The sequence below is a fragment of the bacterium genome (genome assembly GCA_031082185.1).
Lineage (GTDB): Bacteria > Sysuimicrobiota > Sysuimicrobiia > Sysuimicrobiales > Humicultoraceae > VGFA01.
Genome location: JAVHLI010000006.1, coordinates 101,116 through 125,258, shown reverse-complemented (window position 1 = coordinate 125,258; position 24,143 = coordinate 101,116). Strand labels below are relative to the sequence as shown.

22 protein-coding genes and 1 tRNA gene are annotated in these 24,143 nt (G+C 67.5%); 17 read left to right on the top strand and 6 right to left on the bottom strand.

What is annotated here, in order from left to right:
- Nucleotides 1-39 precede the first annotated feature (39 nt).
- A complete protein-coding gene (locus tag RDU83_07835; protein ID MDQ7840922.1) occupies nt 40-2,103 on the bottom strand; it encodes a thioredoxin domain-containing protein in 2,064 nt (687 codons plus the stop codon).
- 92 nt (nt 2,104-2,195) lie between these two features.
- On the opposite strand from RDU83_07835, the gene RDU83_07830 reads away from it, so the two are divergent.
- Entirely contained in the window at nt 2,196-3,740 is a 1,545-nt protein-coding gene (locus RDU83_07830; protein MDQ7840921.1) for a stalk domain-containing protein, read from the top strand.
- A gap of 13 nt (nt 3,741-3,753) precedes the next feature.
- On the top strand, nt 3,754-4,323 hold the full coding sequence (gene xpt, locus RDU83_07825) for a xanthine phosphoribosyltransferase (protein MDQ7840920.1): 570 nt from the start codon (nt 3,754-3,756) through the stop codon (nt 4,321-4,323).
- Between the two features lie 33 nt (nt 4,324-4,356).
- Here xpt and RDU83_07820 read toward each other — a convergent pair whose 3' ends face one another.
- A complete protein-coding gene (locus RDU83_07820) occupies nt 4,357-5,784 on the bottom strand; it encodes an MBL fold metallo-hydrolase (protein MDQ7840919.1) in 1,428 nt (475 codons plus the stop codon).
- A gap of 43 nt (nt 5,785-5,827) precedes the next feature.
- Here RDU83_07820 and RDU83_07815 point away from each other — a divergent pair, with 43 nt between their 5' ends.
- The 13 genes from RDU83_07815 (at nt 5,828) to RDU83_07755 (ending at nt 18,031) form a co-directional block, all read left to right on the top strand.
- A complete protein-coding gene (locus RDU83_07815; protein ID MDQ7840918.1) occupies nt 5,828-8,602 on the top strand; it encodes a proton-conducting transporter membrane subunit in 2,775 nt (924 codons plus the stop codon).
- A complete protein-coding gene (locus tag RDU83_07810; GenBank protein MDQ7840917.1) occupies nt 8,602-8,934 on the top strand; it encodes an NADH-quinone oxidoreductase subunit K in 333 nt (110 codons plus the stop codon). The genes RDU83_07815 and RDU83_07810 overlap by 1 nt, the downstream gene beginning before the upstream one ends.
- Nucleotides 8,924-10,384 (top strand): proton-conducting transporter membrane subunit, encoded by a 1,461-nt coding sequence (locus tag RDU83_07805; protein ID MDQ7840916.1) that lies wholly within the window; start codon nt 8,924-8,926, stop codon nt 10,382-10,384. The genes RDU83_07810 and RDU83_07805 overlap by 11 nt, the downstream gene beginning before the upstream one ends.
- A 51-nt stretch (nt 10,385-10,435) precedes the next feature.
- Nucleotides 10,436-10,774 (top strand): Na+/H+ antiporter subunit E, encoded by a 339-nt coding sequence (locus RDU83_07800; protein ID MDQ7840915.1) that lies wholly within the window; start codon nt 10,436-10,438, stop codon nt 10,772-10,774.
- A complete protein-coding gene (locus tag RDU83_07795) occupies nt 10,771-11,034 on the top strand; it encodes a monovalent cation/H+ antiporter complex subunit F (GenBank protein ID MDQ7840914.1) in 264 nt (87 codons plus the stop codon). Before RDU83_07800 ends, RDU83_07795 begins: the two co-directional genes overlap by 4 nt.
- The gene (mnhG, locus tag RDU83_07790) at nt 11,027-11,344 is read left to right on the top strand and encodes a monovalent cation/H(+) antiporter subunit G (protein MDQ7840913.1); all 318 of its coding nucleotides are present in this window, start codon (nt 11,027-11,029) and stop codon (nt 11,342-11,344) included. The genes RDU83_07795 and mnhG overlap by 8 nt, the downstream gene beginning before the upstream one ends.
- A gap of 105 nt (nt 11,345-11,449) precedes the next feature.
- Complete coding sequence (locus RDU83_07785; protein MDQ7840912.1) at nt 11,450-12,343, top strand: MurR/RpiR family transcriptional regulator; 894 nt, start codon at nt 11,450-11,452, stop codon at nt 12,341-12,343.
- A gap of 5 nt (nt 12,344-12,348) precedes the next feature.
- Nucleotides 12,349-13,458 (top strand): ABC transporter ATP-binding protein, encoded by a 1,110-nt coding sequence (locus RDU83_07780; GenBank protein MDQ7840911.1) that lies wholly within the window; start codon nt 12,349-12,351, stop codon nt 13,456-13,458.
- Nucleotides 13,458-15,275, top strand: coding sequence for an iron ABC transporter permease (locus tag RDU83_07775; protein ID MDQ7840910.1), 1,818 nt, complete (start codon nt 13,458-13,460; stop codon nt 15,273-15,275). Before RDU83_07780 ends, RDU83_07775 begins: the two co-directional genes overlap by 1 nt.
- Nucleotides 15,272-16,480, top strand: a complete 1,209-nt coding sequence (locus RDU83_07770; GenBank protein MDQ7840909.1) for an ABC transporter substrate-binding protein — start codon at nt 15,272-15,274, stop codon at nt 16,478-16,480. Before RDU83_07775 ends, RDU83_07770 begins: the two co-directional genes overlap by 4 nt.
- Nucleotides 16,480-17,259 (top strand): HAD family hydrolase, encoded by a 780-nt coding sequence (locus RDU83_07765; protein ID MDQ7840908.1) that lies wholly within the window; start codon nt 16,480-16,482, stop codon nt 17,257-17,259. Before RDU83_07770 ends, RDU83_07765 begins: the two co-directional genes overlap by 1 nt.
- A complete protein-coding gene (locus RDU83_07760; GenBank protein ID MDQ7840907.1) occupies nt 17,256-17,927 on the top strand; it encodes an HAD family hydrolase in 672 nt (223 codons plus the stop codon). Before RDU83_07765 ends, RDU83_07760 begins: the two co-directional genes overlap by 4 nt.
- Nucleotides 17,928-17,941: 14 nt before the next feature.
- Nucleotides 17,942-18,031 (top strand) — tRNA-Ser (locus RDU83_07755).
- 46 nt (nt 18,032-18,077) lie between these two features.
- On the opposite strand, the gene RDU83_07750 is transcribed toward RDU83_07755, so the two are convergent.
- Nucleotides 18,078-18,986, bottom strand: coding sequence for a universal stress protein (locus RDU83_07750; GenBank protein ID MDQ7840906.1), 909 nt, complete (start codon nt 18,984-18,986; stop codon nt 18,078-18,080).
- 7 nt (nt 18,987-18,993) lie between these two features.
- Nucleotides 18,994-20,274: an Nramp family divalent metal transporter gene (locus RDU83_07745; protein ID MDQ7840905.1), complete on the bottom strand. Its 1,281-nt coding sequence runs from the start codon at nt 20,272-20,274 to the stop codon at nt 18,994-18,996.
- Nucleotides 20,275-20,405: 131 nt separating this feature from the next.
- Between RDU83_07745 and RDU83_07740 the strand changes: the two genes are divergently transcribed.
- Nucleotides 20,406-21,500 carry a phospholipase D-like domain-containing protein gene (locus RDU83_07740; GenBank protein ID MDQ7840904.1) on the top strand — a complete coding sequence of 365 codons (1,095 nt, stop codon included), beginning with the start codon at nt 20,406-20,408 and terminating at the stop codon, nt 21,498-21,500.
- 452 nt (nt 21,501-21,952) lie between these two features.
- On the opposite strand, the gene RDU83_07735 is transcribed toward RDU83_07740, so the two are convergent.
- Complete coding sequence (locus RDU83_07735; protein ID MDQ7840903.1) at nt 21,953-22,618, bottom strand: MarR family transcriptional regulator; 666 nt, start codon at nt 22,616-22,618, stop codon at nt 21,953-21,955.
- 102 nt (nt 22,619-22,720) lie between these two features.
- The gene (locus RDU83_07730) at nt 22,721-22,987 is read right to left on the bottom strand and encodes a hypothetical protein (GenBank protein ID MDQ7840902.1); all 267 of its coding nucleotides are present in this window, start codon (nt 22,985-22,987) and stop codon (nt 22,721-22,723) included.
- A gap of 223 nt (nt 22,988-23,210) precedes the next feature.
- Between RDU83_07730 and RDU83_07725 the strand changes: the two genes are divergently transcribed.
- Nucleotides 23,211-24,119, top strand: coding sequence for a hypothetical protein (locus RDU83_07725; protein ID MDQ7840901.1), 909 nt, complete (start codon nt 23,211-23,213; stop codon nt 24,117-24,119).
- The last annotated feature ends 24 nt before the right edge of the window (nt 24,120-24,143 follow it).

The following is a 24,143-nucleotide window of genomic DNA, read 5'->3' as shown; positions in this document are numbered from 1 at the left end:
CCCCTCTGGGACTATACCCGTATTGCACCTCAGTATACCTCAACCGCCGAGCAGGACGGCGAGTTCCCTCGGATCGGACACCGGCAGGCGGCAGGCAAACCGCTCGCAGACGAAGGCCGTGGCGCCTCCGGCGCGCGGCGAACGACCGGCCAGAAGCGGGATCGGCGATGCCTCGCCGGGCCGGCCCACCGCAACCACCTGGTTTGGACGGTAGGGCTTCATCACGACATCCAGCAGCGCCCGCGTCTCAACGGAGGCCGGATCGCCGACGATGGCGACCTCGGTAGGAGGCGCGAGGGCGAAGTCGAGCGCGCACAGCCACTGCGCGAACGCGGTGGGATGGGCCGCTGCGAGCGGCCCGACGGCTTTCAGCGCGGCCTCCGCCGCGTCGCGATACCTGCCCTCGCCCGTAAACGCGGCCAGGCGCAGCAGCACGGTTGCCGCCATGGCGCTTCCCGAAGGCGTGGCGTTGTCCTGGAGGTCTTGGGGCCTGATTACCAGCGTCTCGTGGTCGTCAGCCGTATCGAAGAACCCGCCGGAGGGATCGCGGTAGCGGGCGAGCATCTCATCGGCCAGAAGCCTAGCCTCCACGAACCAGCGCGCGTCGAACGTCGTCTCGTACAGCGCCAGCAAACCCTCGATGACGTCGGCGTAGTCTTCGAGATAGGCGTTCAGCCGTGCCCGGCCGCCGCGCCAGGCCCGGAGCAGCCTGCCGTTGGCCGTCCGCATCTCGCGCAGGAGGAACGCCGCGGCGGATGTGGCCGCACGGCGGTAATCGGGACGGTCGAAGACCCGGGCGGCCTCGGCGAACGCCGCCAGCGCCAGCCCGTTCCAGGCCGCCAGCACCTTATCGTCGAGGCCCGGGCGCACGCGACGCTCCCGGCGCTCGAAGAGCGCGCGCCGCGCCGCGGCCAGGCGTTCCTCGATCTCCTCGACGGCGGCCCCGTGCTTCGCGGCCAGCGCCTGCGGGTCCGCCGCAACGTGCAGCACGTTCTTCCCCTCGAAGTTCCCGCGCTCGGTGACGCCGTAGGCATCGCAGAAGAGGCCGGCGCCAACCCCGAGTGCCTCGCTGAACTCATCCGCCGACCAGACGAAGAACCGGCCTTCCTCGCCCTCGGAATCGGCGTCCTGGCTGCTGTAGAACCCGCCGGCCGGATCGGTCATCTCACGGAGGAGGTAGTCGAGCGTCCCCTCGGCCACGCGCCGGAAGAGCGGGTTCTGGGTTACCTGCCAGGCATGCACGTAGACGCGCGCGAGCTGCGCGTTGTCGTAGAGCATCTTCTCGAAGTGCGGTACCAACCAGGCCGCGTCCGTGGCGTAGCGGTGGAATCCGCCGCCGAGATGGTCGTAGATGCCGCCGCGCGCCATCTTCTCCAGCGTGGCCTCGGCCATCGCGAGCGCGGATCGCTCGCCGGTGCGCAGGCGGGTGCGCAGATGGGCGCGCAGGAGAAACTCAATCGTCATCGGCTGCGGAAACTTCGGGGCGCCGCCCCATCCGGCGTGGGTCAGGTCGTACTGGCGCTCAAGCTGGCTGCAGGCCGCGTCCAGCGTGGCCGCGGTGAGATCAGAGGGCGGCGTGGCACCGGGTGGGACGGAGCGGGCGCTCTCGCCCCGCAGCACCTCCAGCAGACCTTCGGCGCTGCGCAGGAGTTCCTCCCGGCGGGTGCGCCATGCCCCGGCGACCGCCCGCAGCACATCAACGAAGGCAGGCATGCCGTGGCGCGGGGTCGGCGGGAAGTAGGTGCCTCCGTAGAACGGCACGCCTTCCGGCGTCAGGAAGACGCTCATCGGCCAGCCGCCGCGACCGGTCATCGCCACGACCGCCTGCATGTAGATCTGGTCGAGGTCCGGCCGCTCCTCGCGGTCCACCTTGACGCTGACAAAGTGGGCGTTCAGAACCGCTGCGACAGCGGGGTCCTCGAAGGACTCGTGCGCCATCACGTGGCACCAGTGGCACGCCGCGTAGCCGATGCTCAGGAAGATCGGACGATCCTCCTCGCGGGCCCGGCGCAGGGCCTCCTCGCCCCACGGGTACCAATCCACCGGGTTGTCGGCGTGCTGCAGCAGGTATGGGCTGGATTCACCGGCGAGCCGGTTGGGCATGGTGCCCCCATTGTACCAGGAGGGCGGACTGCGGGCGCCGAAGGGAGTCTCACCTTCTGAATGGAGTGCGAGGGAAAGGAGCGGTGAGCCGAATGCGTACGACCTTCGTGGGTGTTCTGCTGATCTGCGTCCTAAGTCTCAACCTGGTGCCGGCGGCCGGTCAGGGAGCGATCCGCGTCCTCGTCAATGGGGAGGAACTGGCCTTCGATGTGCCGCCCGTCGAGGTGGGCGGACGGCTGCTGGTCCCGCTCCGGGGCGTCTTCGAGCGCCTGGGCGCCACGGTCTTGTGGGAGCCCTCCACGCAGCGCATCACCGCCGCCACGGCGTCCAAGACGATTGAGCTGGTCATGGGACGGCGTGAAGCCGCGGTGGACGGAAGGATGGTCCTCCTCGACACTCCTCCCATGGTTGTCGGGGGCCGCACGATGGTGCCGCTCCGCTTCGTGAGCGAGGCCCTGGGCGCGTACGTGCAGTGGCAGGCCACGGCGCGCACCGTTCTGATCACGCTTGCGACCGCCGAACCCGCCCCGCCGGGCTATCGGCCTCGGCCGACACCGCTCCCAACGCCGGTAGTGGTGACCCCGGCACCCATTGTCACGCCGTCCCCGAGGGTCACCGAAGGGGTACTCGTCGCGATCGCCCTTACCACGACCCCACCTCGTATTCATGTGAACGTGGGCGCGGTCATCTACATCTTCGCCATCACGCCTGAGACGGCGATTTCGAGATTCGACGCGGGCACCGGCGCCGGTGGGTCGGCGGCCCTGGCAGCGCTGCGGGTAGGAGACCAAGTGCGGGTCGAGGCGGTGGGCGCATCCAACGACGCGGCCAGCGTGCGGGCCTCGTTCCGGCTGCTGCGCGGTCGCGTAGACGTGCTTACTCACACCGCGATCGCGCTGCAGGACGGCCAGGTGGTCCGTATCAACTCCGATGCCGCGGTAACGATAAACGGCGCGCCCGTGCCCCTCGGCGATGCGCCGGCCCGCGTCCGCCGCGGCGACGAGGTCGCCGTGCGGATGAACCCGACCTCGAACGAAGCGTGGGAGCTGGCGGTAACGAGTCTGATCTCAGGGACGCCGACGGCAGCCCCCACGGCTACGCCGGCCGGCACCCCGTCGGCCCGAACGGTGACATACGTGAGCCGCACCGACGCCCCGCTGATCGAAGCCGCGCCGGGAACCTCGCACCCCACCGAGGTGCTCTTCGTTGGTCGCGATGCGACGGGCCGGTTCCGATCGGTGGTAAGCTTCAACGTTGCCCTACCTTCGGGCGCGACCGTGCGCCGGGCCACGCTGCGCCTGTTCATGTACGGGCACAGGTCCGGCGGCACCGACTTCTACACGGTGTTTCCGGTCACGCGGAATTGGAGCGAGGGAACCGCCACCTGGAACCTGCTGGCCGGTAGCTACGCTACGCTGCGACCTGCTGGGCCGGTGACGATCGCGGGCGGCGCGACGCGCATCTTCGTCGAGTGGGACGTGACCGGAATCGTCAGAGCGTGGACCACCGGATCGATGCCGAACTACGGGCTCCTGATCCGCAACATGGAGATGGGCGCCAATCTGGTGTACTTCGGTCACGGTGAGGACGTGCTTGCCAATCGGCCGAGGTTGATAGTCGAGTTCACGGCGCCGTAGCGCCGGAGGAAGCATGGACGCGCTCAAACAGCGGATACTGCGCGAAGGCCGCAACCTGGGCAACGGAATCCTCAAGGTGGACAGCTTTCTCAACCACCAGGTGGATCCGGCGCTGTTGGAAGAGTGCGGGCGCGAGTTGGCGGCCAGGTTCGCCTCAGTGGGGGCCACTAAGGTGCTGACCGCGGAGATCTCGGGCATAGCGCCGGCGTTCACAACCGCCATGCACCTGGGCGTGCCGGTGGTCTACGCGCGCAAGACGCGGCCGGTAACCATGCCCTACCAGGTCTTCCTGACCCTGGCCCCGTCACACACGAAGGGGCATACCATCGAACTGATCGTCTCGCCCGAGTACCTGTCGCATGGTGAGCGGGTGCTGATCGTGGACGACTTCCTGGCGACGGGCCAGACCATCCTGGGCCTGGCCCGCCTGGCCCAGGCCGCGGGTTCGACAATCGTGGGCATCGGCGCGGTCATCGAGAAGGTCATGGAAGGCGGGCGGGCGCACCTGGCGACCCTGGGCGTGCCGATCGTGGCGCTGGCGACGATCACCGACATGAGCGATGGGAAGATCGTGCTGGCGTAGCTCGCCGCGGCGCGGCGGCAGTCCTTCGCCCTCCTAGACCGTCTGCCCTGCCACCGGCACCTCGGCCGGGATTCCGGCCGAGACAAGCGCACCCGCCAACGCCTTTGCCGCGGCCTCGTCGCCGTGCACGCAGTACGCGGCGCCGATCCGCGGCACGCGTGCCGCCCAAGCGAGCAGCTCGTTCCGGTCGGCGTGCGCGCTGAACGCGTCGGCCCGCTCGATCCGGATCGCCACCTTGAGCGGCTCACCGTAGATCCTGGCCTCCGGCGCACCGTCGGACAGCCGGCGGCCCAGCGTGTGCTCGGCCTGGTATCCCACGAACAGCAGCGTGGACCGCGGGTCGCCGATGCGCCCTTGCAGGTGCGACAGGATGCGGCCGGCCTCCACCATCCCGGATGTGGCAATAACGACGCATGGCTCGTCTGAGGCGCGCAGCGCCCTGGACTCGGCAGGGGTGCGCACATAGCGCAGAGCGCCGAACCCGAAGGGATCGTGCCGCTTCATGTGCGCGCGGATCTCCTCGTCAAAGCACTCGGGATGCGCTCGGAAGATCTCCGTGGCGTCGGTTGCCATGGGGCTGTCCATGTAGATCGAGATCGCCGGGATGAGGCCTGCCTCCCGCTGGCGGTGCAGCGTGTACGCCACCTCCTGTACCCGGCCGAGCGCGAAGGCGGGGATCAACACCCTGCCACCACGGGCGACGGTCTCGCGCACCACCGCGGCCAGGTGTGCCTCTGCCTCGGCGCGTGGGGCGTGCTCCCGGTCGCCGTAGGTGGACTCGATGAGCAGGAGGTCCACCGCGGGGAGCACCTCGGGATCGCGCACTATGGCGGTACCGGGGCGGCCCAGGTCGCCGGTGAAGCCCAGGCGGCGGCCATCCGCCTCGAGCACCACCATCGCCGACCCGAGGATGTGCCCCGCGTCGCGAAACATGGCGGTCAGGGAGCCGACGCGAAACGGCCGGCCGTAGGGCACGGCGGCCAGGCGGGCGATCGCCCGCTCCGCGGCGCGGCCGTCGTAGAGCGGCTCCACCTCGGGCAGCCCCTGGCGTCGGTGGCGCCGGTTCAGGATCTGCGCGTCCTGCCGCTGCACCTTCGCGCTGTCCCGCAGCACCAGCGCCGCGAGATCGCGGGTGGCCGGCGTGCAGTAGATCGGGCCGCGAAACCCGTGCGCCACCAGCGTGGGCAGGTTGCCGCAGTGATCAAGGTGCGCGTGCGAGAGGATGACGGCGTCGAGGTCGCCTGGTGCAAGGGGAAAACGCCGGTTCCATTCGGCGGCATCGGCGCGCCGGCCCTGGAACAACCCGCAGTCGAGATAGACCCGCGTGTTGCCGGCCTCGACCATGTGGAGCGAGCCGGTGACGGTGCGGACGGCCCCGTGGAAGGTTACGCGGATGGCGAACCCCTTTTGGTCGGCTTGACCGGACCACGCGGCTCTTGTACCGTAAGTCGCGTGGTACAAGTAGGGTCTAGATTCAAGGTATCTTGGATTCGGTAGGCGCCAGGTGCCTTTCCTGCTCGGCGCCCTCCCGCTAATCGCCATCCTGGCCGCGCCGTTTGCCGGCCCAATTGCCGGTCGGCTCCGGACGCACCCGGGCTGGATCAGCGCCATTGTCCCCTCTGGCCTGCTCGCGGCGCTCGCCTGGATCGCTCAGCCCACCTTGGGCGGCGAGACACTGCGTCTGTCGCTGGCCTGGTTTCCCGACCTCGGCCTCCGCTATGCTCTGGCGCTCGATGGCCTGGCGCTGCTATTCGCAGGGCTGATCCTGGCCGTCGGGGTGCTGATCCTCGTCTACTCGGTAGCGTACATGCACGCGGGCCCAGAGCTGGGCCGGTTCTACGCCCACATGCTGATCTTCATGGGCGCGATGTTGGGGGTCGTGCTTGCCGACGACCTCATCGTCCTCTACGTCTTCTGGGAGTTAACCAGCCTGGCCTCGTTCTTTCTGATCGGCTACAAGAACGAGGATCCGGCCGCGCGCTCCGGCGCGACCAAGGCGCTGGTCGTCACCGTGGCCGGCGGCGTTACGATGCTGGTCGGCCTGGTGATGCTGGCGCAGGTCGGTGGTACCTGGCAGATAAGCGCGCTGCTGGCCAAGGCCGCCGCCATCAAGGCAGATCCGCTCTACCCGGTAATCCTCGCGCTGGTGCTGACCGGCGCGTTCACCAAGTCGGCGCAGGTGCCGTTCCAGTTCTGGTTACCCGCCGCGATGGTGGCTCCCACGCCGGTCTCGACCTACCTGCACGCCGCCACCATGGTGTGGGCCGGAGTGTACCTGCTGGCGCGCCTGCTGCCCGTGCTGGGCGGCACGGCGCTGTGGGTGGCCGTGGTCACGCCCGTCGGAGTGGCGACGATGCTCGCAGGCGCGGCTCTGGCGCTGGTGCAGACCGACCTGAAGGGCCTGCTCGCCTACTCCACCGTCGGCGCGCTGGGACTGGCCACCGCGCTGCTCGGATGGGGCACGCCCGCCGCCGCGGCCGCGGCCATGGTCTTTGTCCTGAACCACGCGGCGTTCAAGGGCACGCTCTTCCTGGTCGCCGGAGCCGTCGAGCACGAGACCGGCACGCGGGTGATTGCCCGACTGGGCGGACTGCGCCGGGCGATGCCGGTCACGTGCGGCATCGCGACGCTGGCAGCGCTCTCCATGGCCGGCCTGCCTCCCTTCGGAGGGTTCCTCAGCAAGGAGGCGGTCGTAGAAGCCTTCCTGCGCGGTCCTTGGATCGCGGGTTCCTGGGCCGCGGGTTCCTGGGTCGCGACCGGCGCCGTGATCCTTTCCGGAGCACTCTCGCTGGCGTACGGGGCCCGGTACATGTGGATCTTCCTGGGCAAAGCGCCCCAGCATCGCCGCGCAAAGGGCCGCGCCGACGCGCAGCCACCTCCGCCTGAGGCCGTGCACGAGCCTCCGATGCTGCTGTGGATGCCTGCCGGCGTCCTGGCGCTGCTGGCGCTTCTGTTCGGACTGGCCCCGGGCACGGTCGAGCGCCTCTCAGCCCTTGCCGCCGCGGCGATCACCGGAGCGCCGCAGCCCGTGGCCCTCTGGCACGGTCCGACCCTTACCGCGGCCACGGTCACGACCATTGCGGTGGCCGGCGGATGGCTGCTCTTTAGGTTGCATCCCCTGGCGGAACGCCTGGAGCGGAGCGTGCAGTGGCTGAGCGCCGGGCGCCTCTACGACCGGCTCTACGCCGCCACCCTCGATGGCTCGAAGCTCCTGACAGGACTGTACCTCACCGGCCGCCTCCGCGACTACCTTGTCTACATCATGGTCACGGCCATGGCGCTTGTGGCCGTCGGGTTCTTCCGCACCGGGATCGCGGTACCCCTACTCACCGGGGACCACGAACTGGGGCCTGCGATCACCGTGGTCGTGGCCATGGCCGCTGCGGTCGCGGCCGTGCGCCTGCGGCTGCTGCTGGGGGCCGTGCTGGCGCTGGGCGCGGCAGGGTACTCGGTCAGCCTAATCTACCTGCTGCTCAGCGCGCCGGACATCGCCATCACCCAGGCGGTGATAGAGACGGTTTCGCTCGTGCTCTTCCTGGTGGCGATTACTGCGCTGGGCAAAAGCGACGCCGGCCATCCCCAGGCCCGCCCCGTATCCGATTGGCTGGTGGCGATCGCAGCCGGTGGGGTCAGCGCGGTGATGGCGGCGATGGTTGCCGACGTGTCCGGCCTACAGCGCATATCCGGTGAGTTCTTCACGCACGCCGCCCAGGCCGGCGGCAAGAACGTCGTAAACCTGATCATCGTGGACTTCCGGGGCTGGGACACGATGGGCGAGATCAGCGTGCTGGCCATCGCCGCGCTCGGGATCATCTCTCTGGCGCCATGGCGGCTGGGTGCGGCACGCCGGAAGCGGCGTGACGCGCAGGAAGACGTGCAGCTCACCTCGCCGATCCTGCGCACCATCGCGCGCGTCCTTTCGCCGGCAATCGTGGCTTACGCGATACTGCTGTTGTCCACCGGTCACTACGGACCGGGCGGAGGGTTCGTCGCCGGACTGATGGTCGCCGCCGCGGTTGTCCTGCGCTCGGAGGCCTTCGGCGCCATCCGGCTGTCCCGCCGCTGGGACGTCCTCATGGCCGTTGGACTGGCACTGGCCGCGGGCTCGTCGGCCATCCCCCTGGTGGTTGGCAAGCCACTGCTGCAGCACACGCTGCTGGCTGTCGGCGGACACCGACTGCCCTCTTCGCTGATCTTCGATCTAGGGGTGCTCCTGCTGGTGGCCGGCTCGGTGCTCTCTGCGCTGCGCTCGCTGGTGGAAGCGGCGGAGGCAGAATAGTGACAACCCTGGTTGCGCTGCTGGTCGGCACCCTGGTCGCCACGGGGTTCTACCTGCTCCTGGGGAAGTCGCTGGTGCGCCAGATCATCGGCCTTTCCCTGCTCTCCCACGCGGCCCATATCACCATTTTGCTATCGGCCGGACTACGCGGCGGTGTGCCGGTTATCAGCGCCACGCGAGGCCCGATGACCGACCCGCTGCCCCAGGCGCTCATCCTGACGGCCATCGTCATCTCGTTCGGCGTGACCGCGTTCCTGCTGGCGCTGGGGTACCGGATGCACCTCTTCGGCGGCGAGGAGAAACACGGCAAGGAGAAGCGCGATGACCGCTAGCTTGATCGCCGCGCTGCCCGCGCTTCCGATCATCGCCCCGTTGCTTACGGCAATCCTGCTGATCGCAGGACCTTCACGCCGCGCACAGCGCACCCTGGGGCTGGCAGGCAGCCTGGCAACGCTGGCGGCCAGCATCGCGCTGGTCCTGCTGACCCGCGGCGGGCAGGTGATGCCCATCCAGGCCGGAGGTTGGGCCGCGCCCTACGGCATCACCCTGGTGGCCGACATGCTCGGCGCGCTGATGGTGCTGATCGCGGCGCTGATCGGCCTGGTCGGGCTCGTCTTCACAATCGCATCCGGGCGCGACGACCGCTTCGTACACGCCGGATGGCAGTTCCTGCTCACCGGCATCAACTGGGCGTTCCTGACCGGAGACCTGTTCAACCTTTACGTGGCCTACGAGGTCATGCTGATCTCGTCCTACTTCCTGTTGACCCACGGCACCACGCAGCGGCAGGCGCGCGAGGCGTTCGGCTACGTGGCGATCAACCTGGTGGCCTCGATGTTCTTCCTGTTCGGGGTCGCGCTGATCTACTCGGCCACAGGCACGCTGAACATGGCCCACCTGGCAGAGCGCGTTCCCCTCGCACCCGCCGGTACGGTGCGTGCCGCCTCGATGATGCTGCTGGTGGCGTTTGGCACCAAGGCCGCGATATTCCCCTTCTACTTCTGGCTGCCCCACGCCTATGCCATCCCGCCCGGAGGCGTGGCGGCGTTCTTCGGCGGGATGCTCACCAAGGTGGGAGTCTACTCGCTGTTCCGGGTGTTCACGATCGTCTTCCCGAGCGGCGGCCCGGACCCGCTGCTTCTCTGGTCGGCGGCCGGCACGATGCTGTTCGGCGTCCTGGGCGCCCTTGCCCAGGACAGCGTGAGGCGGATACTGTCGTTCCACATCATCAGCCAGGTCGGGTACATGATCATGGGCCTGGCGCTTGCCGGCCAGCTCGGGATCGCCGGCGGGATCTTCTACATCCTCCACCACATCGTCGTGAAGTCCGGCCTGCTCCTGGTCGGCGGCGCCATCGAGGAGACGCAAGGCACGGACCGGCTCGACCGGCTGGGCGGTCTGGCCCGCACCAACGGCGTGCTCGCGCTGGCCTTCGTGGTGTGCGCGCTCTCGCTCGCCGGAGTGCCGCCGTTCTCGGGCTTCTTCGCCAAGCTGCTGCTCATCCGCGCCGGGCTGGAGGTGGGCCAGTACGGCGTGGTGGCCGTGAGCATCGTCGTCAGCGTCCTAACGCTGATGTCCATGCTAAAGATCTACACCACCGCCTTCTGGGGTCCGGGGGAGCCGCGGCGCGCGCCGGCCCGACTGGTAGCGCCCGCGGCCGCGCTCGCGTTGATCACGATCGCCGTTGGGCTGCGGCCGCAGGTCCTGTACTCGCTCACCTCGACCGCGGCAGCGCACCTGACCCAACCGGCCAGGTACATCGGCACGGTGCTGAAGAAGTAGGAGCGCTGGGGTGGGAGCGCTGCGGGAGCGCCTTCGATGAGGAACCGGGAGATGGCGCCGTTTAGGCGGCTCAGGTCTGGGCTCACCTGGCTGGTGACGTTCGTCTACCAGAACGTCATGGCGAACCTGGCGGTCGCCGGCCTGGTAGTGCTGCGGCCGCGGCTCAAGATTCGATCCGGCATCGTGCAGGTGCCGCTGGACCTCAAGACCGACGCGGGCATCACCATGCTGGCGCACTCGATCACGCTCATACCGGGTACGATGACCGTGGACGTCGCCGGGGACAGATCCTATCTGCTCGTTCACGTGCTGGCCATGGACGACCCGGCGGCCACGGTGGACGAGATCAAGCGCACGCTGGAGAGACCGATCCGGGGGTTGCTGGAATGACGGCCGTCACGGTCGCGCTCGCCATGCTCGTGGTCGCGATGGCTCTGTGCCTGCTGCGCTTGGTACGGGGCCCGCACCTGGGAGACCGCGTGGTGGCCGGCGACACGATCGCCACGATCCTGATCATCCTGGTAGCCGTGCTGGGAATGCGTGCCGGGACGCGGCTGTACGCGGACGTAGCTGCCGTGGTGGCCATCCTGGGCTTCATCGGGACCGTGGCCGCGGCGCGCTACGTGCGGGGGAGGCCTCCCATTGCGTGACACCGTGATCGCCGGGCTGCTGCTGGCGGGATCGAGTCTCGCGCTGATCGCCGCGCTGGGACTGCACCGTTTCGGTGACGCCTACGCGCGCCTGCACGCGGCCACGAAGGCGACCACACTGGGGCTGGCGCTGGTGCTGACCTCGGCGATTCTGGCGCACGGGACCGACGGAAGGGAGATCGTTACGTTGCTCTTCGTGATGCTCACCGCTCCGGTGGGGGCGCACATGCTCTCGAAGGCGATGTACGAAACCGGGTACCGGCCGTGGGAAGCGGACGGCCGGGCTCCCGCCCGGCGGCGGCGCCGCTGATGCCGTGACCGGGCGGTATCCCTCAACCGCCCCCGCAGACCTGACTGAAAGAACTCTTGCAATCCCCCTCCTGTTGTAGGAGAATCTTGCACGGAGGGGGTGCGCGTGGAGTCGCTCGATAGGTTCCGGCAGCGGCTGGAAGACCGATTCCCCGGGCTCACCAAGAGCCAGCAGCGCATCGCTTCCTATCTCCTGGACAACTACGACGAGGCGGCGTTCCTCCCCGCCGCCGCCATAGCCGAGCGCTTCGGCGTCAGCGAGGCCACCGTGGTGCGTTTTGCCAGGGCAGTAGGCTTCGCCGGCTACCCCGAACTCCGCCGCATCCTGCAGGAGTTGTTCCGCCAGAAGGCAAGCCCGGCGGCCCGCCTCCGGCGCAAGATGGACGACCTCAAGGGCGACCAGAGGCACCTCCTCACCAAGGTTGCCGAGATGGAAGTGCAGTACCTGACGGAGATGCTCCACGGCGTGCGCCCCGCCGACTTCGACCGCGCGGTGGAGATCCTCTTGAAGGCGCGCAGTATCTTCGTGTTTGGCATGGGCCCCTCGCGCATGCTCGCCGACCTTGCCAAGATCCGCCTCCAGAGGTTCGGCATACCCGTCCGCGGCCTGACCAGCTCGGGCCGGGACGTACTGGAAGAACTCCTGCTGCTTCAGCCGGGTGACGCGGTGCTGGCCGCGGGCTTCCTGCGCGCCACCCCTGAACTTGTGGCGGTGCTCGCCCACGCCCGGTCACTGGGCTGCCGCACCGTGCTCCTGACCGACACCCTGGGGCTGGCCTTCAAGCACAAGGCCGACGTCGTGCTGGCCGCCCGGCGGGGACCGGTCTCAACGTTCCATTCGATGACCGTGCCGATGACAATCCTGAACGCCCTGATTCTGGCCGTGGCCGTGGCCCGCCCCAAGCAGAGCCTGGACAGCGTCAACCGGCTGCAGGATCTGCGTGCCGCGTACGGCCTCGACATGCTGGGAAAGGGTGGGACAATACAGGCCCTGGAGTGACAGAGATGCGCCGGATCGAACTGCGCAACGTGAGCAAGCGCTTCGGTAAGGTAGTTGCCGTCAACGACCTCAGCCTCGTTATCGAACCAGGGAGCTTCCTCACGGTACTGGGCCCCTCCGGCTGCGGGAAGACCACGGTATTGCGCATGGTGGCCGGCCTCGAGGATCCCGACTGCGGGGAGATACTGATAGACGGCCGCCCCATCTTCTCGCACCAGCAGGGCATCCACGTGCCACCGTCGCGCCGGGGCCTGGGTCTGGTCTTCCAGAGTTACGCGCTCTGGCCCCACATGACCGTTTTCGAGAACGTGGCGTTCGGGCTGGAGCTGGCCCGGCTACCGGCCCAAGATATCAGCCGCCGGGTCGCCCAGGCCCTATCCGACCTGCAGCTTGCCGGGATGGAAGACCGCTACCCGCAGGAGATGAGCGGGGGGCAGCAGCAGCGCGTGGCCCTGGCCAGGATGCTGGCGCCCCGGCCCGGCATATTCCTGCTGGACGAACCCCTCTCGAACCTGGACGCGCGGCTGCGAATGGACATGCGCTCCGAGCTCAAGCGCCTCCACCGGGACACCGGCGCCACGGTCGTATACGTCACGCACGACCAGATCGAGGCGCTGACGCTCTCGACCCACGTGGCGGTCATGAAGGAAGGAGTCCTGGAGCAGTTGGCGCCGCCCGACGTGGTATACCGCAGGCCGGCCACGGTGTTTGTCGCGGACTTCATCGGAGCCCCAAAGATGAACCTGCTTCCGGCAGCCGTACGCGGCCGGGGAGAGGCGGCCGTCCTCGACTTCGGCGCGTTCACCCTATGCTACCCGGGCCCGCCTGCCCTGGAGCGCGTCATCGCCGGCATCCGGCCGGAGAGCATCATGCTCTACTTGGAACCCCAGCAGGGCGCGGTGGAGTTCGAGACATACTCGGTCCTTCCCGCTGGAGCGGAACTGATCGTCAACGCCCGGCGGGGTGATTTGATGCTCACCATCCGCGAGACGCGCCCCATGACGATCGAGATGGACCGCAAGGTCTGGCTCTCGTTTGTCCCGGCCACCTTCAACCTCTACGATCCGGTAACCTCGCGTCTGTTGACCGATGGTTCCGGGGGCCCGGCGCCGTAATGGCCGCGCTGAATCCTCCCTGGTCGTCCGCGCTGCATCCGCACATGCGCCGCCTCTGGCGTGCGATCACGACGCCCAGGATTCTGCTCTCGCTCGTCCTCTGCGCCTTGCTCATCTACCTGGTGGGGGTTCCCCTCCTGCGGATCGCGTGGGCGACAATCACCTGGCACCCTGAGGACGCGCGGGTGGCCAGGGGGTTCGAGGAAGGCGCGTTCACCCTGTTCCACTGGAAGCGCACCTTCCTGGGCACGGTCAGCAACGAGCTGGTCTACAGGCCTTTTCTCAACACCGTTGTCACCTCCGCGGGCGCGACCCTCATGGCCCTGCTGATCGGGTGCCCGCTCGCCTGGCTCCTGACCCGCACCGATCTGCCGGGGCGCCGTCTGCTCGGCGGCCTGATCACGATCCCATTCATCCTGCCCTCGTGGACCATAGCGCTGGCCTGGCTGGTCGTCTTCAGGAACTCCCGGCTGGGCGGAGCAGGTGGCCTGTTCGAGTATATGACCGGCGTCGCCACCCCCAACTGGCTGGCATATGGGCCGGTCCCCATCATCATCGCTATGGGACTGCACTACTACGCCTTCACCTTCATCCTGGTGTCGGGCGCGCTGGCCTCGGTTGACAGCCATCTCGAGGAGTCAGGGGAGATCCTCGGGGCGAACCGATGGAAGATCCTAAAGAAGATCACACTCCCCCTGGTCCTTCCGGCCATACTTTCGGCCTTCATCCTGACTTTCTCACGGTCACTGGGGACGTTCGGCACGCCGATCTTCCTGGGCAGGCCGGTGGGGTACTACACGCTCGCCACCACCCTCTACAACAACCTCAGGATGGGCTTCAAGGCCTCCGCCTACATCCTGGCCGTAGTGCTGGTTGTGTTGTCCGCGCTGACGATCTATGGCAACCAGCGCCTCATCGGCACGCGCAAGAGCTTCGTCACGATCTCAGGTAGGGGCCTGCGGGTGCGCCTGACACCGCTGCGCGGCTGGCGGTACCCGTTGCTGATCCTGGTATTGGCGTTCGTCCTGGTCTGCGTGCTGGTTCCCCTCCTGCTCCTGGTCTGGCAGTCGCTCATGCTCGAGGAGAACAACTACAGTTTGGGCAATCTGTCGCTGCACTATTGGATCTCCGAGGGCGGAAACCGCCGCTACGCCGAGGGGGAAGCAGGACTGCTGCGAAGCTGGCTTGTGCTTGGAGCCGCGAAGAACAGCATCGCGCTGTCGGTAATCACAGCGGGATTGGTGGGCCTGCTAGGCCTGCTCCTGGGGTACGCCATCGTGAAAGGGCGCGGTACGCGGCTGTCGCGCGCGCTGGAACAGATATCGTTCCTGCCATATCTCGTTCCCAGCATCGCGTTCGGGGCGGTCTACATAGCCATGTTCGCCTCGCCGCTCGGTCCGATCCCGGCGCTCTACGGCACCTTTGCGTTGCTGGTGCTGGTCTGCGTCGCCAAGAACCTGCCCTTCTCGTCGCGGACAGGGGTCTCTTCCATGCTCCAGGTGGGCCAGGAGCTCGAGGAAGCCGCGGTTATGTCCGGCGCCTCCTGGACCGCCCGGTTCCGGCGCATCATCGTTCCCCTGACACTGAGCGGATTCGTGGCAGGGTTCCTGCTGACGTTCATAAGCACAATCCGCGATCTATCGCTCATCATTCTGCTGGTGACGCCGTCCACCCGGGTGCTGCCCAGTCTGATCTTCCGCTACAATGAGCAGGGCTTCACCCAGTTTGCCAACGGCATCGTGATAATCCTCGTCGCCCTGAGTCTGGCAGGTCAGTGGTTGATCCGGAGAATCGGAAAGAAGGAGGCAACCCAATGATCAGGCAGGTTTCTTCCCTGACGTGCGCTCTGACCATCGGCGTCCTCGCCGTTGCGCTGGCGGGGACCACGCCGTCCCTGGGCGCGCCGGCGATGTCCGAGGCCCAGCAGAAATGGCTCCTGGAAGCCAAACTGGGTCCCCACTCACCGGCGACGCACGACTGGGCCGCGATCGAGGCGGCGGCCAGGAAAGAGGGTAAAGTCGTCGTCTACTCGTCGTCCTCGCGCATCCCGGCGGCCGCCAAGAGCTTCGAGGCCGCCTATCCCGGCATCAAGGTCGAGGCCTTCGACATGGGCACCGTAGAGGTGATCAGCAAGGTCAAAGAGGAAGTCCGTGCGCGCGTCCGTACCGGCGACGTGTTCTTCGCCGGCGATCCGCCCACGGTGATCTTCGAGATGGTTCCCAGGCGGATGCTCTGGAACTTCGTCCCGAGCGAGCTGGTGGGGCTGATCCCAAAGGAGCTCCGTGAGCCGCTGCTCGTACAGCGCCTGGGCACGCGGGTGGTCATCTACAACTCTGAAGTGTACAAGACGCCTCCGATCACGAGCTGGTGGGACCTGACCAAGCCCCAGTGGAAGGGCAAGGTGCAGATCAAGGACATCTTCGAGTCCGGCGAAAACCTGAGCATGATGGCCACCTTCGTCAAGCATGCCGATCACTTCGCGAGCTCCTACAAGGATGCGTTCGGCAAGGAGATCGTCCTCGACAAGGACTGCCCGAATGCCGCCTTCCAGTGGATCAGGAATTTTCTCAAGAACGATCCGGTCTTCGCCGGCAGCGACGGCGACGCGACCAGGGCCGTGGGCACGCGGGGGCAGAAGGACCCGCCCCTGGCCACGGTTGACTATGCTAAGTACCGCGACGTGATGGCCGGGAGGTTCGTCTTCGAGCCCGCGCTGGACATCAAGCCCGTCGGGGCGGTCTTCTACCAGACCTACCTGGGCATCATTGACCAGGCACCTCACCCCAACGCCGCCAAGCTCATGATCCGGTGGTTGATGGGCGACAGCCGGGGCGGAAAGGGCTATGAGCCGTTCTTCGTGCCCGGAGACTACCCGGTGCGCACAGGCATGCTGGAGTTCCCCCGTGGGGCGGTGCCCATGGCCGTGCTGAAGAACAAGGCCTGGACCATTGACCCCATGTACGCCTACGAGCACGGGGCGAAGATCCTGGACTTCTGGGTCGCGAACCAGCGGAGAAGATAGTGATCAAGGCCGTCGTCTTCGACCTGGGTGGCACGTTGGAGGAGATCTACTACGACGACGCCACCCGCCAGACCGCTGCCGGCGGCCTGCTGGAGATGCTGGCAGGCCGGGGACTTGACCCCGGCCTGTCGGTGGAAGACCTGCGCGCCGCCGTGCTGTCCGGCATGGCGGCCTACCAGCGCTGGCGGGAGCAGCACCAGCGCGAGCTGCCGCCGGATCGTGTGTGGACCGAGTACGTCTTCCCCGACAACGGGTTGCCCCGGGACCGGCTGATCGCCGAGGCCGAGGATCTGACCCTGTACTACGAGGACAACTTCTACGGGCGGACGCTGAGGCCGGAGGCGCCTGCCGTGCTCGCCGAACTGCAGCAACGCGGCTTCCGCCTGGCGGTCATATCAAACATCCTGAGTCTGGGGCTGGTGCCGCGGAAGCTGGCATCGTACGGCATAGCCCGCTTCTTCGACCCGGTCATCACCAGCTCCGGCTTCGGCTACCGCAAACCTCACCCGCGCATCTTCCATGAGGCGGCGGCTCAGATGGGGCTGCCGCCGGAGGCCTGCGCCTACGTGGGCGATACCGTCTCCCGCGACGTGGCAGGCGCCCAAGGGGCCGGGTATGGGCTGGCCATCCAGATCCGGTCGTTCCTCACCGACAAGTCCGACGGCGATATGGAGGAGCCGGCCGCGGACGTCGTTATCCGAGACCTACGGGAGATCATCGCGGTCGTGACAGGACCGATCGCGGGCAGGGGCGGACAGGGGGCCGTGAGGGAATCGTGATCCGAGGCGTGTTCTTCGATGCGGCAGGAGTGCTATACGACCGCAAGGTGCCCACCGGTAAGTACGCGGTCCGGCTTCTCGCGGAGAGGGGCTACGACCGCGAGCCCACGGAAGCCGAACGCGCCCGTCTCAGGATCACGCAGGCAAATGCCTCAACCGGTCAGGTCAACGCGGGCGATTACTGGGACGAGTTCCTGCGCGTGCGCGGCGTGACCAACCCGGAAGAACGTAAGGATCTCACCCGGCTGATCATGGAGCAGACGCACGAGGTGTACGGCCTGAGCGGGGCCCGAGCCACCCTGACCGCCCTCAAGGAGCGCGGCCTCATCGTCGGGATCATTACCGACACCATCTATCCGCTGGAGTGGAAGATGCAGTGGTTGGCCCAGGCCGGGGTCGCCGGCCTCGTTGATGCGGTCGCCTGCTCCAGGGTCGTACGGGTCCAGAAGCCGGATCCCGCGATCTACATGGAAGCCCTCAGGCAAACAAGCCTCGCGCCGGATGAGGCGGTGTTCGTGGGCCACGAAGGCCGCGAGATTGACGGAGCGCACGCCGTGGGGATGGTCACCGTGGCCGTGAACCACGAGCCGTCGGTGTGGGCCGACTACTACATCGCGGCGCTGCCGGACCTGCTGGCGCTGCCCTTGTTCACCCTACCGCCGGCCTGATAACATTAGGTTTTGGAGGAGTTCGGGAGCCCGGTACCCGGACGGTCTCGAAAACCGTTGGGCGGGAAACTGCCTCGTGGGTTCGAATCCCACCTCCTCCGCCAACTCCGCGCCACGCATCCGGGCGCCTGCCGGTCGGACGCATCTGCCTCAAAGGTTGTCCGGCGCTCCCGGCGCCCTCACCAGCAGCATCGGCCTGCGGCACCTAGCCATGATCCGGATCGCCACGCTGCCCGCCCACACCGCGCTCATGCCGGACCGGCCGTGGGTGGCCATCACCATGAGGTCCGCACCCAACCGATCGGCGGCGGCGGCGACTTCCCAGGCCGGATCACCGCGCCCTACTTCCGCCTCCGCGGTCAGGGCGTCCTGCCGCAGTCGAGCGGCCAGCCCATCGAGGTAGAGCCGCGTCTCCTCCTCCTCGAGATCAAGGGCAACCGCGGTCGCGATTGGAAGGAACAGCGCAGCGGGCGCGCGGTCAGAGGAGACCGTGGCAACGGTAGGCACCACGGTCAGCAGGTGAAGGCGGCCGCCGAATGCGCGGGCAAGCGCCTCGGCCGGCGGCAGGGCGGCCTCGGACGGCGCGCTGCCGTCCAGGGGAACCAGAACCCGGCCGCAGGTGAAGGCCTGGGCCTCTGGGCCGGGGCGGACCAGCAGGACCGGGACGCTGCCGTGGCTGAGAACCTGCTGAGCGACGCTGCCGTAGATCAGCTCCCGGGCTCCGCCCTGGCCGTGGGTGCACAGTACGATCAACGCGGCGCGCAACTCGTCGGCGTGGAGGGCGATGCTCTCGGCAACGTCGGTCTCGTCGGGGGCGTGCACGTGCGTGGTTGCGGCCCCTGACGGGAACTCCCGGACCGCCACCTCCGCCAGGTAGGCCTCTGCCTCCGCAACGGTAGTCAGATGCGGCTCGCCGTGCACTTCGTCGGGCGGTGTCCGCTCGACCACGTGCAGCAGGGTGACGGCCGACCCGAACCGGCGCGCGATCGCCCCGGCGGCAGGAAGCACGCTCTCGGCGAGCCGCGAGCCGTCGAGTGGTATCAGCAGGTGATCGAACACAGCCGCATCATCCTCCGGCGAACACCTGGTAGATTAGGAAAAGGTTGAGAGCGACGATGAGCGCCGTAACGAGAACAGCGGCCGCCGTCGTGATTACATGGTTCGTCAGAGGGCCCATCAGGTCCCGCCGCCGCGTGAAGAGGACCAGAGGGATAAGTGCGAACGGTAGCCCGAAGCTGAGCACCACCTGGCTGATGACAAGGCTGCGGGTGGGGTCCAGCCCCAGCGCAAGCACGACGAGGGCGGGCAGCATCGTCACCAGCCGCCGGACCCACACCGGGATGCGGCGGTGCAGGAAGCCCTGCATGATCACCTGACCCGACATCGTGCCCACCACGGACGATGAGAGGCCCGATGCCAGCAGCGAGATAGCAAAGACAGTGCTGCTCAACCCGCCGAGCAGCGGGATGAGCGTGCGGTGGGCCTCCTCGAGGGTCCCCACATTGGTCAGCCCGTGTGCGAAGAAGGTGGTGGCCGCCATGATCAGCATCGCGGCGTTGACCAGCCCGGCGATACCCATGGCAATGACGACGTCCGCGACCTCAAACCGGAACAGCCGTCGTGCCTGATGGGCGGTCCGGGCCACGATCCGGTGCTGCGTCAGCGACGAGTGCAGGAACACGACGTGCGGCATTACGGTGGCACCCAGGATGCCGGTCGCGAGCAGCACGCTCTCGGGGCCTGCGAAGCGCGGCCGCAACAGACCGCCCAGCACCACGGACAGCGCGGGCCGCTCGAGCCCCAGCACGATCAGGTAGCAGACGGCGATTATGCCGACAAACGCGGTTATCACAACCTCCAGGGGGCGGAACCCCCGGCGCTCCAGCGCCAGGATGAGGAACGTGACCGCGCCGGTCAGCAGGCCCGCGGGAAACAACGCCAGGCCAAACAGCAGGTAGAACCCCACCGCGGCGCCGACGAACTCGGCCAGGTCGGTGGCCATGGCCACGACCTCCATCAGGACCCACATGATCCAGACAAGCGGCCGCGGGAACTGCTCCCGGCACAGCTCGGCCAGGTTGCGGCCGGTAGCGATGCCTAGCTTTGCCGCAAGCACCTGCACCAACATGGCCATCAGGTTGCTGGCCAGCACGACCCAGAGCAGCAGGAAACCGAACTTCGCGCCCGCCTGGATGTTGGTGGCAAAGTTGCCGGGATCCACATAGGCGACCGAGGCGACGAACGCGGGACCGAGAAACGGCAGGAGACGGGCCAGCCCCCGCCGCCCGCTGCGGCCGGCAAGCACGTCCCCGGCGGCCTCAACGGTGACCTTGTCGGAACGCTGCATGCAAAGTGACGTCCTGGACTTAGTCGTGTCTAAACGACTGCGCCTACAGGGTACCGACCGCATGCTGGACGGTCAAGCAAGGGGAATAGCTCCCTCCAGGCCGAATGTCTCCGGCGGGCAGGCAACCAACGATGCCGGTGAACCTTCAGGTTCTACCCACCGCCGGGGCAACCCGGTCCGCGCTCGAGACGCTGCTGGACGGCTCAGAGAGCGTCAGGATCGCATCCGCCTTTGTCCGTCAGAGCGGCGTGGACGAACTGCGCCTGCTGCAGCGACCCGTCCGCCGGTTGCAGGTGATCGCGGGGACCGACTTCGGGCTGACCCAGGTCGAGGCGCTGGAATCCCTGCACACCCCGCCGGAACGGGAGTGCAGGCTCTACTACGCCCCGGAGGACGTCGCGGAGGGCGTCTTCCACCCCAAGCTCTACCTGGGCACCGCCGGCTCGGACTTCATCGCCGTCGTCGGCTCCTCGAACCTCACCGGTCCCGCCCTGACCAGGAACATCGAGCTCAACGTAGCCCTCACCGGCAGTCTCCAGGATCCGCTGGTCCGGAACCTGGAAGGGTTCTTTCGGAGACTCTGGCAGTCACCGGGCGTGCTGCCCCTGACGAGGGAGATCGCCGACGCTTACCGCGTCGATCAAGGCGCCCGCGAACGCCTGTGGCGACAGGTGCGCCACTCGCCGGAGTTCCGCCGCGCCCGCGAACTCGTCCGGCGGACAGTGCTGAAGCACTTCGCCGCAGGCACGGGCCGGAAATGGCTGCTGGTGACTTCAATGAACAACTACTTCAAGTGCCTGGGGCGCCAGCGCTGGGGCGATGAGAACTACGGGCGCATCAACCGCATGCAGCCCGGCGACCTCCTGCTCTTCTACATCAAGGGTGTACACAAGCTCGGCGCGGCGGCGGTCGCCACCACGGCGGTCTACCAGTCGTCGGAAGCCACCTGGGCCGACCGCGAGTATCCGTACCGGATCGACTTCGAGGTGATCGCCGACCCCGCGACGCCGATCGACTTCAAGCCGTTCATCCCGCGGCTCGGCTTCCTGGCGCGCAAGGACGAGAAGTGGGGAACGGCCCTACAGACCTCTGCGCTCGAACTCCCGCGCGCGGACGCGCAGCTGCTGATCGAAGCGATCGGCGCCGCCGAAGCCGCGCCCGAGCTCCGGCTGGCGGTGGCGGAAAGCCGGGCAGGATACGGCGCAGAGATGAAGCGCTCAACGTAAGAGGGAGGCTGTCAGGGCCGCGATAGCAAGTGTGGGGGCAGATCTTACGTGCCCATGCCACCAGTCGCTCTGCGTGCTTGATCGCGGCTTCCGCGTCATGCACCCGACACAGGCGCCCTTCGTACTCCACCGTATTCTTGCGATCAAGCAGCGCCGCCAGGTGACTTGATGCCTTCTTGGCTTCATCGTCCCCGGGAAACAACTGGCGAATTAGCCTGACCTGGTCCATGTGCGCCGGGCTGATCGACCGGACGCAGTGTTCTGCGACGCACGCAGCGTCGGCTGCGGAGATCCCGGCGTGGACCGACAGGAGAACGGCCGTATCCCACCGGCTTGCCGCCGCCGCTTCGAGCGCCTGCGCGAGATGACCCTCAGCCTTCTTCAGGTAATTCGCGCCCTGAATCCGCGCCGTGTCGCGTGTTGGGACCGTCGGCCGACCCGTAGATTCGCGCTTAGCCACCGACGGCGATCTCCGCAAGACTGCGTCCGGCCAGCACCCGCCCTTCGCTCACGATCGACCGCACCAGTTGATCGCCGGCCCCTAGCTTCGCCCGTACCTCTTCGGCCGTCATCACCATCATTGAGATGAATCGGCCGAACCGCTCGCCGAGGCGCCCGCGAAGTTCGTCGACGCGCCCCCCAACGGTCTCGCGTGCGGCCTCATCTGTCACCACCAGCAGAAGGTCAACATCGCTACGCGGCGTTGCCGCCTCGCGGGCCCAACTGCCGTACAGGACGACGGACTCCGCTGACGATCGGAGAGCTGCTAGGATCTCTTCACCGAGTCGCTCAAACCATCGCGCCTCGCTGCGGAAGGCCGGCTCCAGAATCTCGGTAACGACGTAGCGGTCGCGGTTCAGGGAGTAGAGATACGCCCTCCCGGCGCGGCGTCGCTCGATCACACCCTCTTGGGTCAGCCGTTCCAAGACCTGACGTGCGACAGAGTGGTGGACCCCCGCGGCGCTGGCGAGCTGGCGACCGGTGATCGCGGAGGGATGGGTTACCAGGTGGCGGAGCAGTCGAACCGCCGGCTTGGAGACCAGCGCGTCAAGCGGGCGCGGTGAGGGCAGGCACGGGGGCTGTCCGGGTGTACGCTTTTTATGTACACGTGTACGCATTTCGTGTACATTCTATCGCCTTGGATGAGGTCTGGCAAGTTCCCACACGCCATGTGTGATAGGTCAATGACTTTGTCACCAGCCAACGGGCCAATGAATATGTCACCCTGGGAGCATGACTAGGGAGACGATTACCTTGCAGGCTGTGGCAGTCACCACCCCTGGCTCGAAGATCGCGGGCCGCGTCTCATGCTCCACGCCGCCATCGATGACGCCACGGGCCAGGTCCTCGGCGGCGTACACTAACTTCCACGGGACCTTCCACCGCGATTTCCGCACCCCGCTCACCCTGGCCGAGCAGCTCCCGCGAGGGACGCAGCCCTCGGGATGGCTCCGGGAGCGGTCCCGTGAGTGCACGCGATATCCCACGACCCCGCTTCCTGGAAACGGCAAGCAGCCATCCCGGGATAGGCACATCCCTCCAGCGGATCATCCGTTAGGGTAACAGGATTACCGGCCTACGACAGCGCGCGACTGCCCGGCCGGCCTTGACCGAATTTCAACCCAGCGGGAACCCCGCTTGCATGGCCTCCTCCGAGCTCGGGTGACAGACTTGCGCCAGTGCAGAACCGCACCACACGGAGGTGTTGGCATGTTCGGCGCGATTATCAAGAGGACGTTGCTGGCGTTGATTCCCATAGCGATCCTGACAACGGCCGGGCTGGCCCTGACCGGCGTGACGCAGCTACCGGTGAAGTTTCTGAGCACGCCCACCGAGGAGGAGGCCGTGGTGCCGCCCGCGACCGACCCGGCGGCGGTCCCACAGAAGACGCTGGTGGCGCAGAATCAGCCTTCCGCGCAGCCGGACCAGACCGCCCAGGCATCTGAGCAGGCCGCGGCCGCGGAGGAGCCGCTCCCGGTCCTGGTGGTTGACAAAACCGCGCTGGCCTCCGCCCTGGCCGAGATTGATCGCGCGGCCGCGCAGGCCAAGTTGGCGGTCACCGCGCTGGACGCCGACGCGCAGCAGCGTTACATCCAGGAAACAATCAACCTGCTGGCGGGCTCCGCGGATCCCAGCTTCCAGCGCGTGGCGCAGGCAGGCAACGGTGACGGCTACAAGGGTATCAGGCCGCTGCTTATCGAGGCCCGCGTCATCCGCGAGGCGGCCGAGGTGCAGTGGATCGCCGCGGTGCAGCGACAGATTGAAGCCAGCGCGCGGAAGCATGCCGAACTCGTGGCCCAGGCCGGATCCGGCACCGGGGTCGCGCCCCAACCGGCGCCGGCGTCCGCCGGAGCCGAGATCGTCGCCATGGTCGGCCCGACCGGCGTGCTGGGCACCCGCGGCATGCGCCCTGAGGAACAGGCCGCCGAGCTGGTTAGCCGGGCGATCAGGCAGGCCTCAGGGGCGCTGGGGACGATCGTGAACCGGCGGCAGGGATACATCCAGGAGGGCGGCGTGGATCCAAACCACGCCTCCGAACAGGCCTCTGATACCATGGAGGCCGTGCTCAGGATGCTCGATTCGGCCAGGAAGATCGTCCAGATCGCGGCGGACCGCTAGAGAGGGAACGGCTGCGGCGTAATA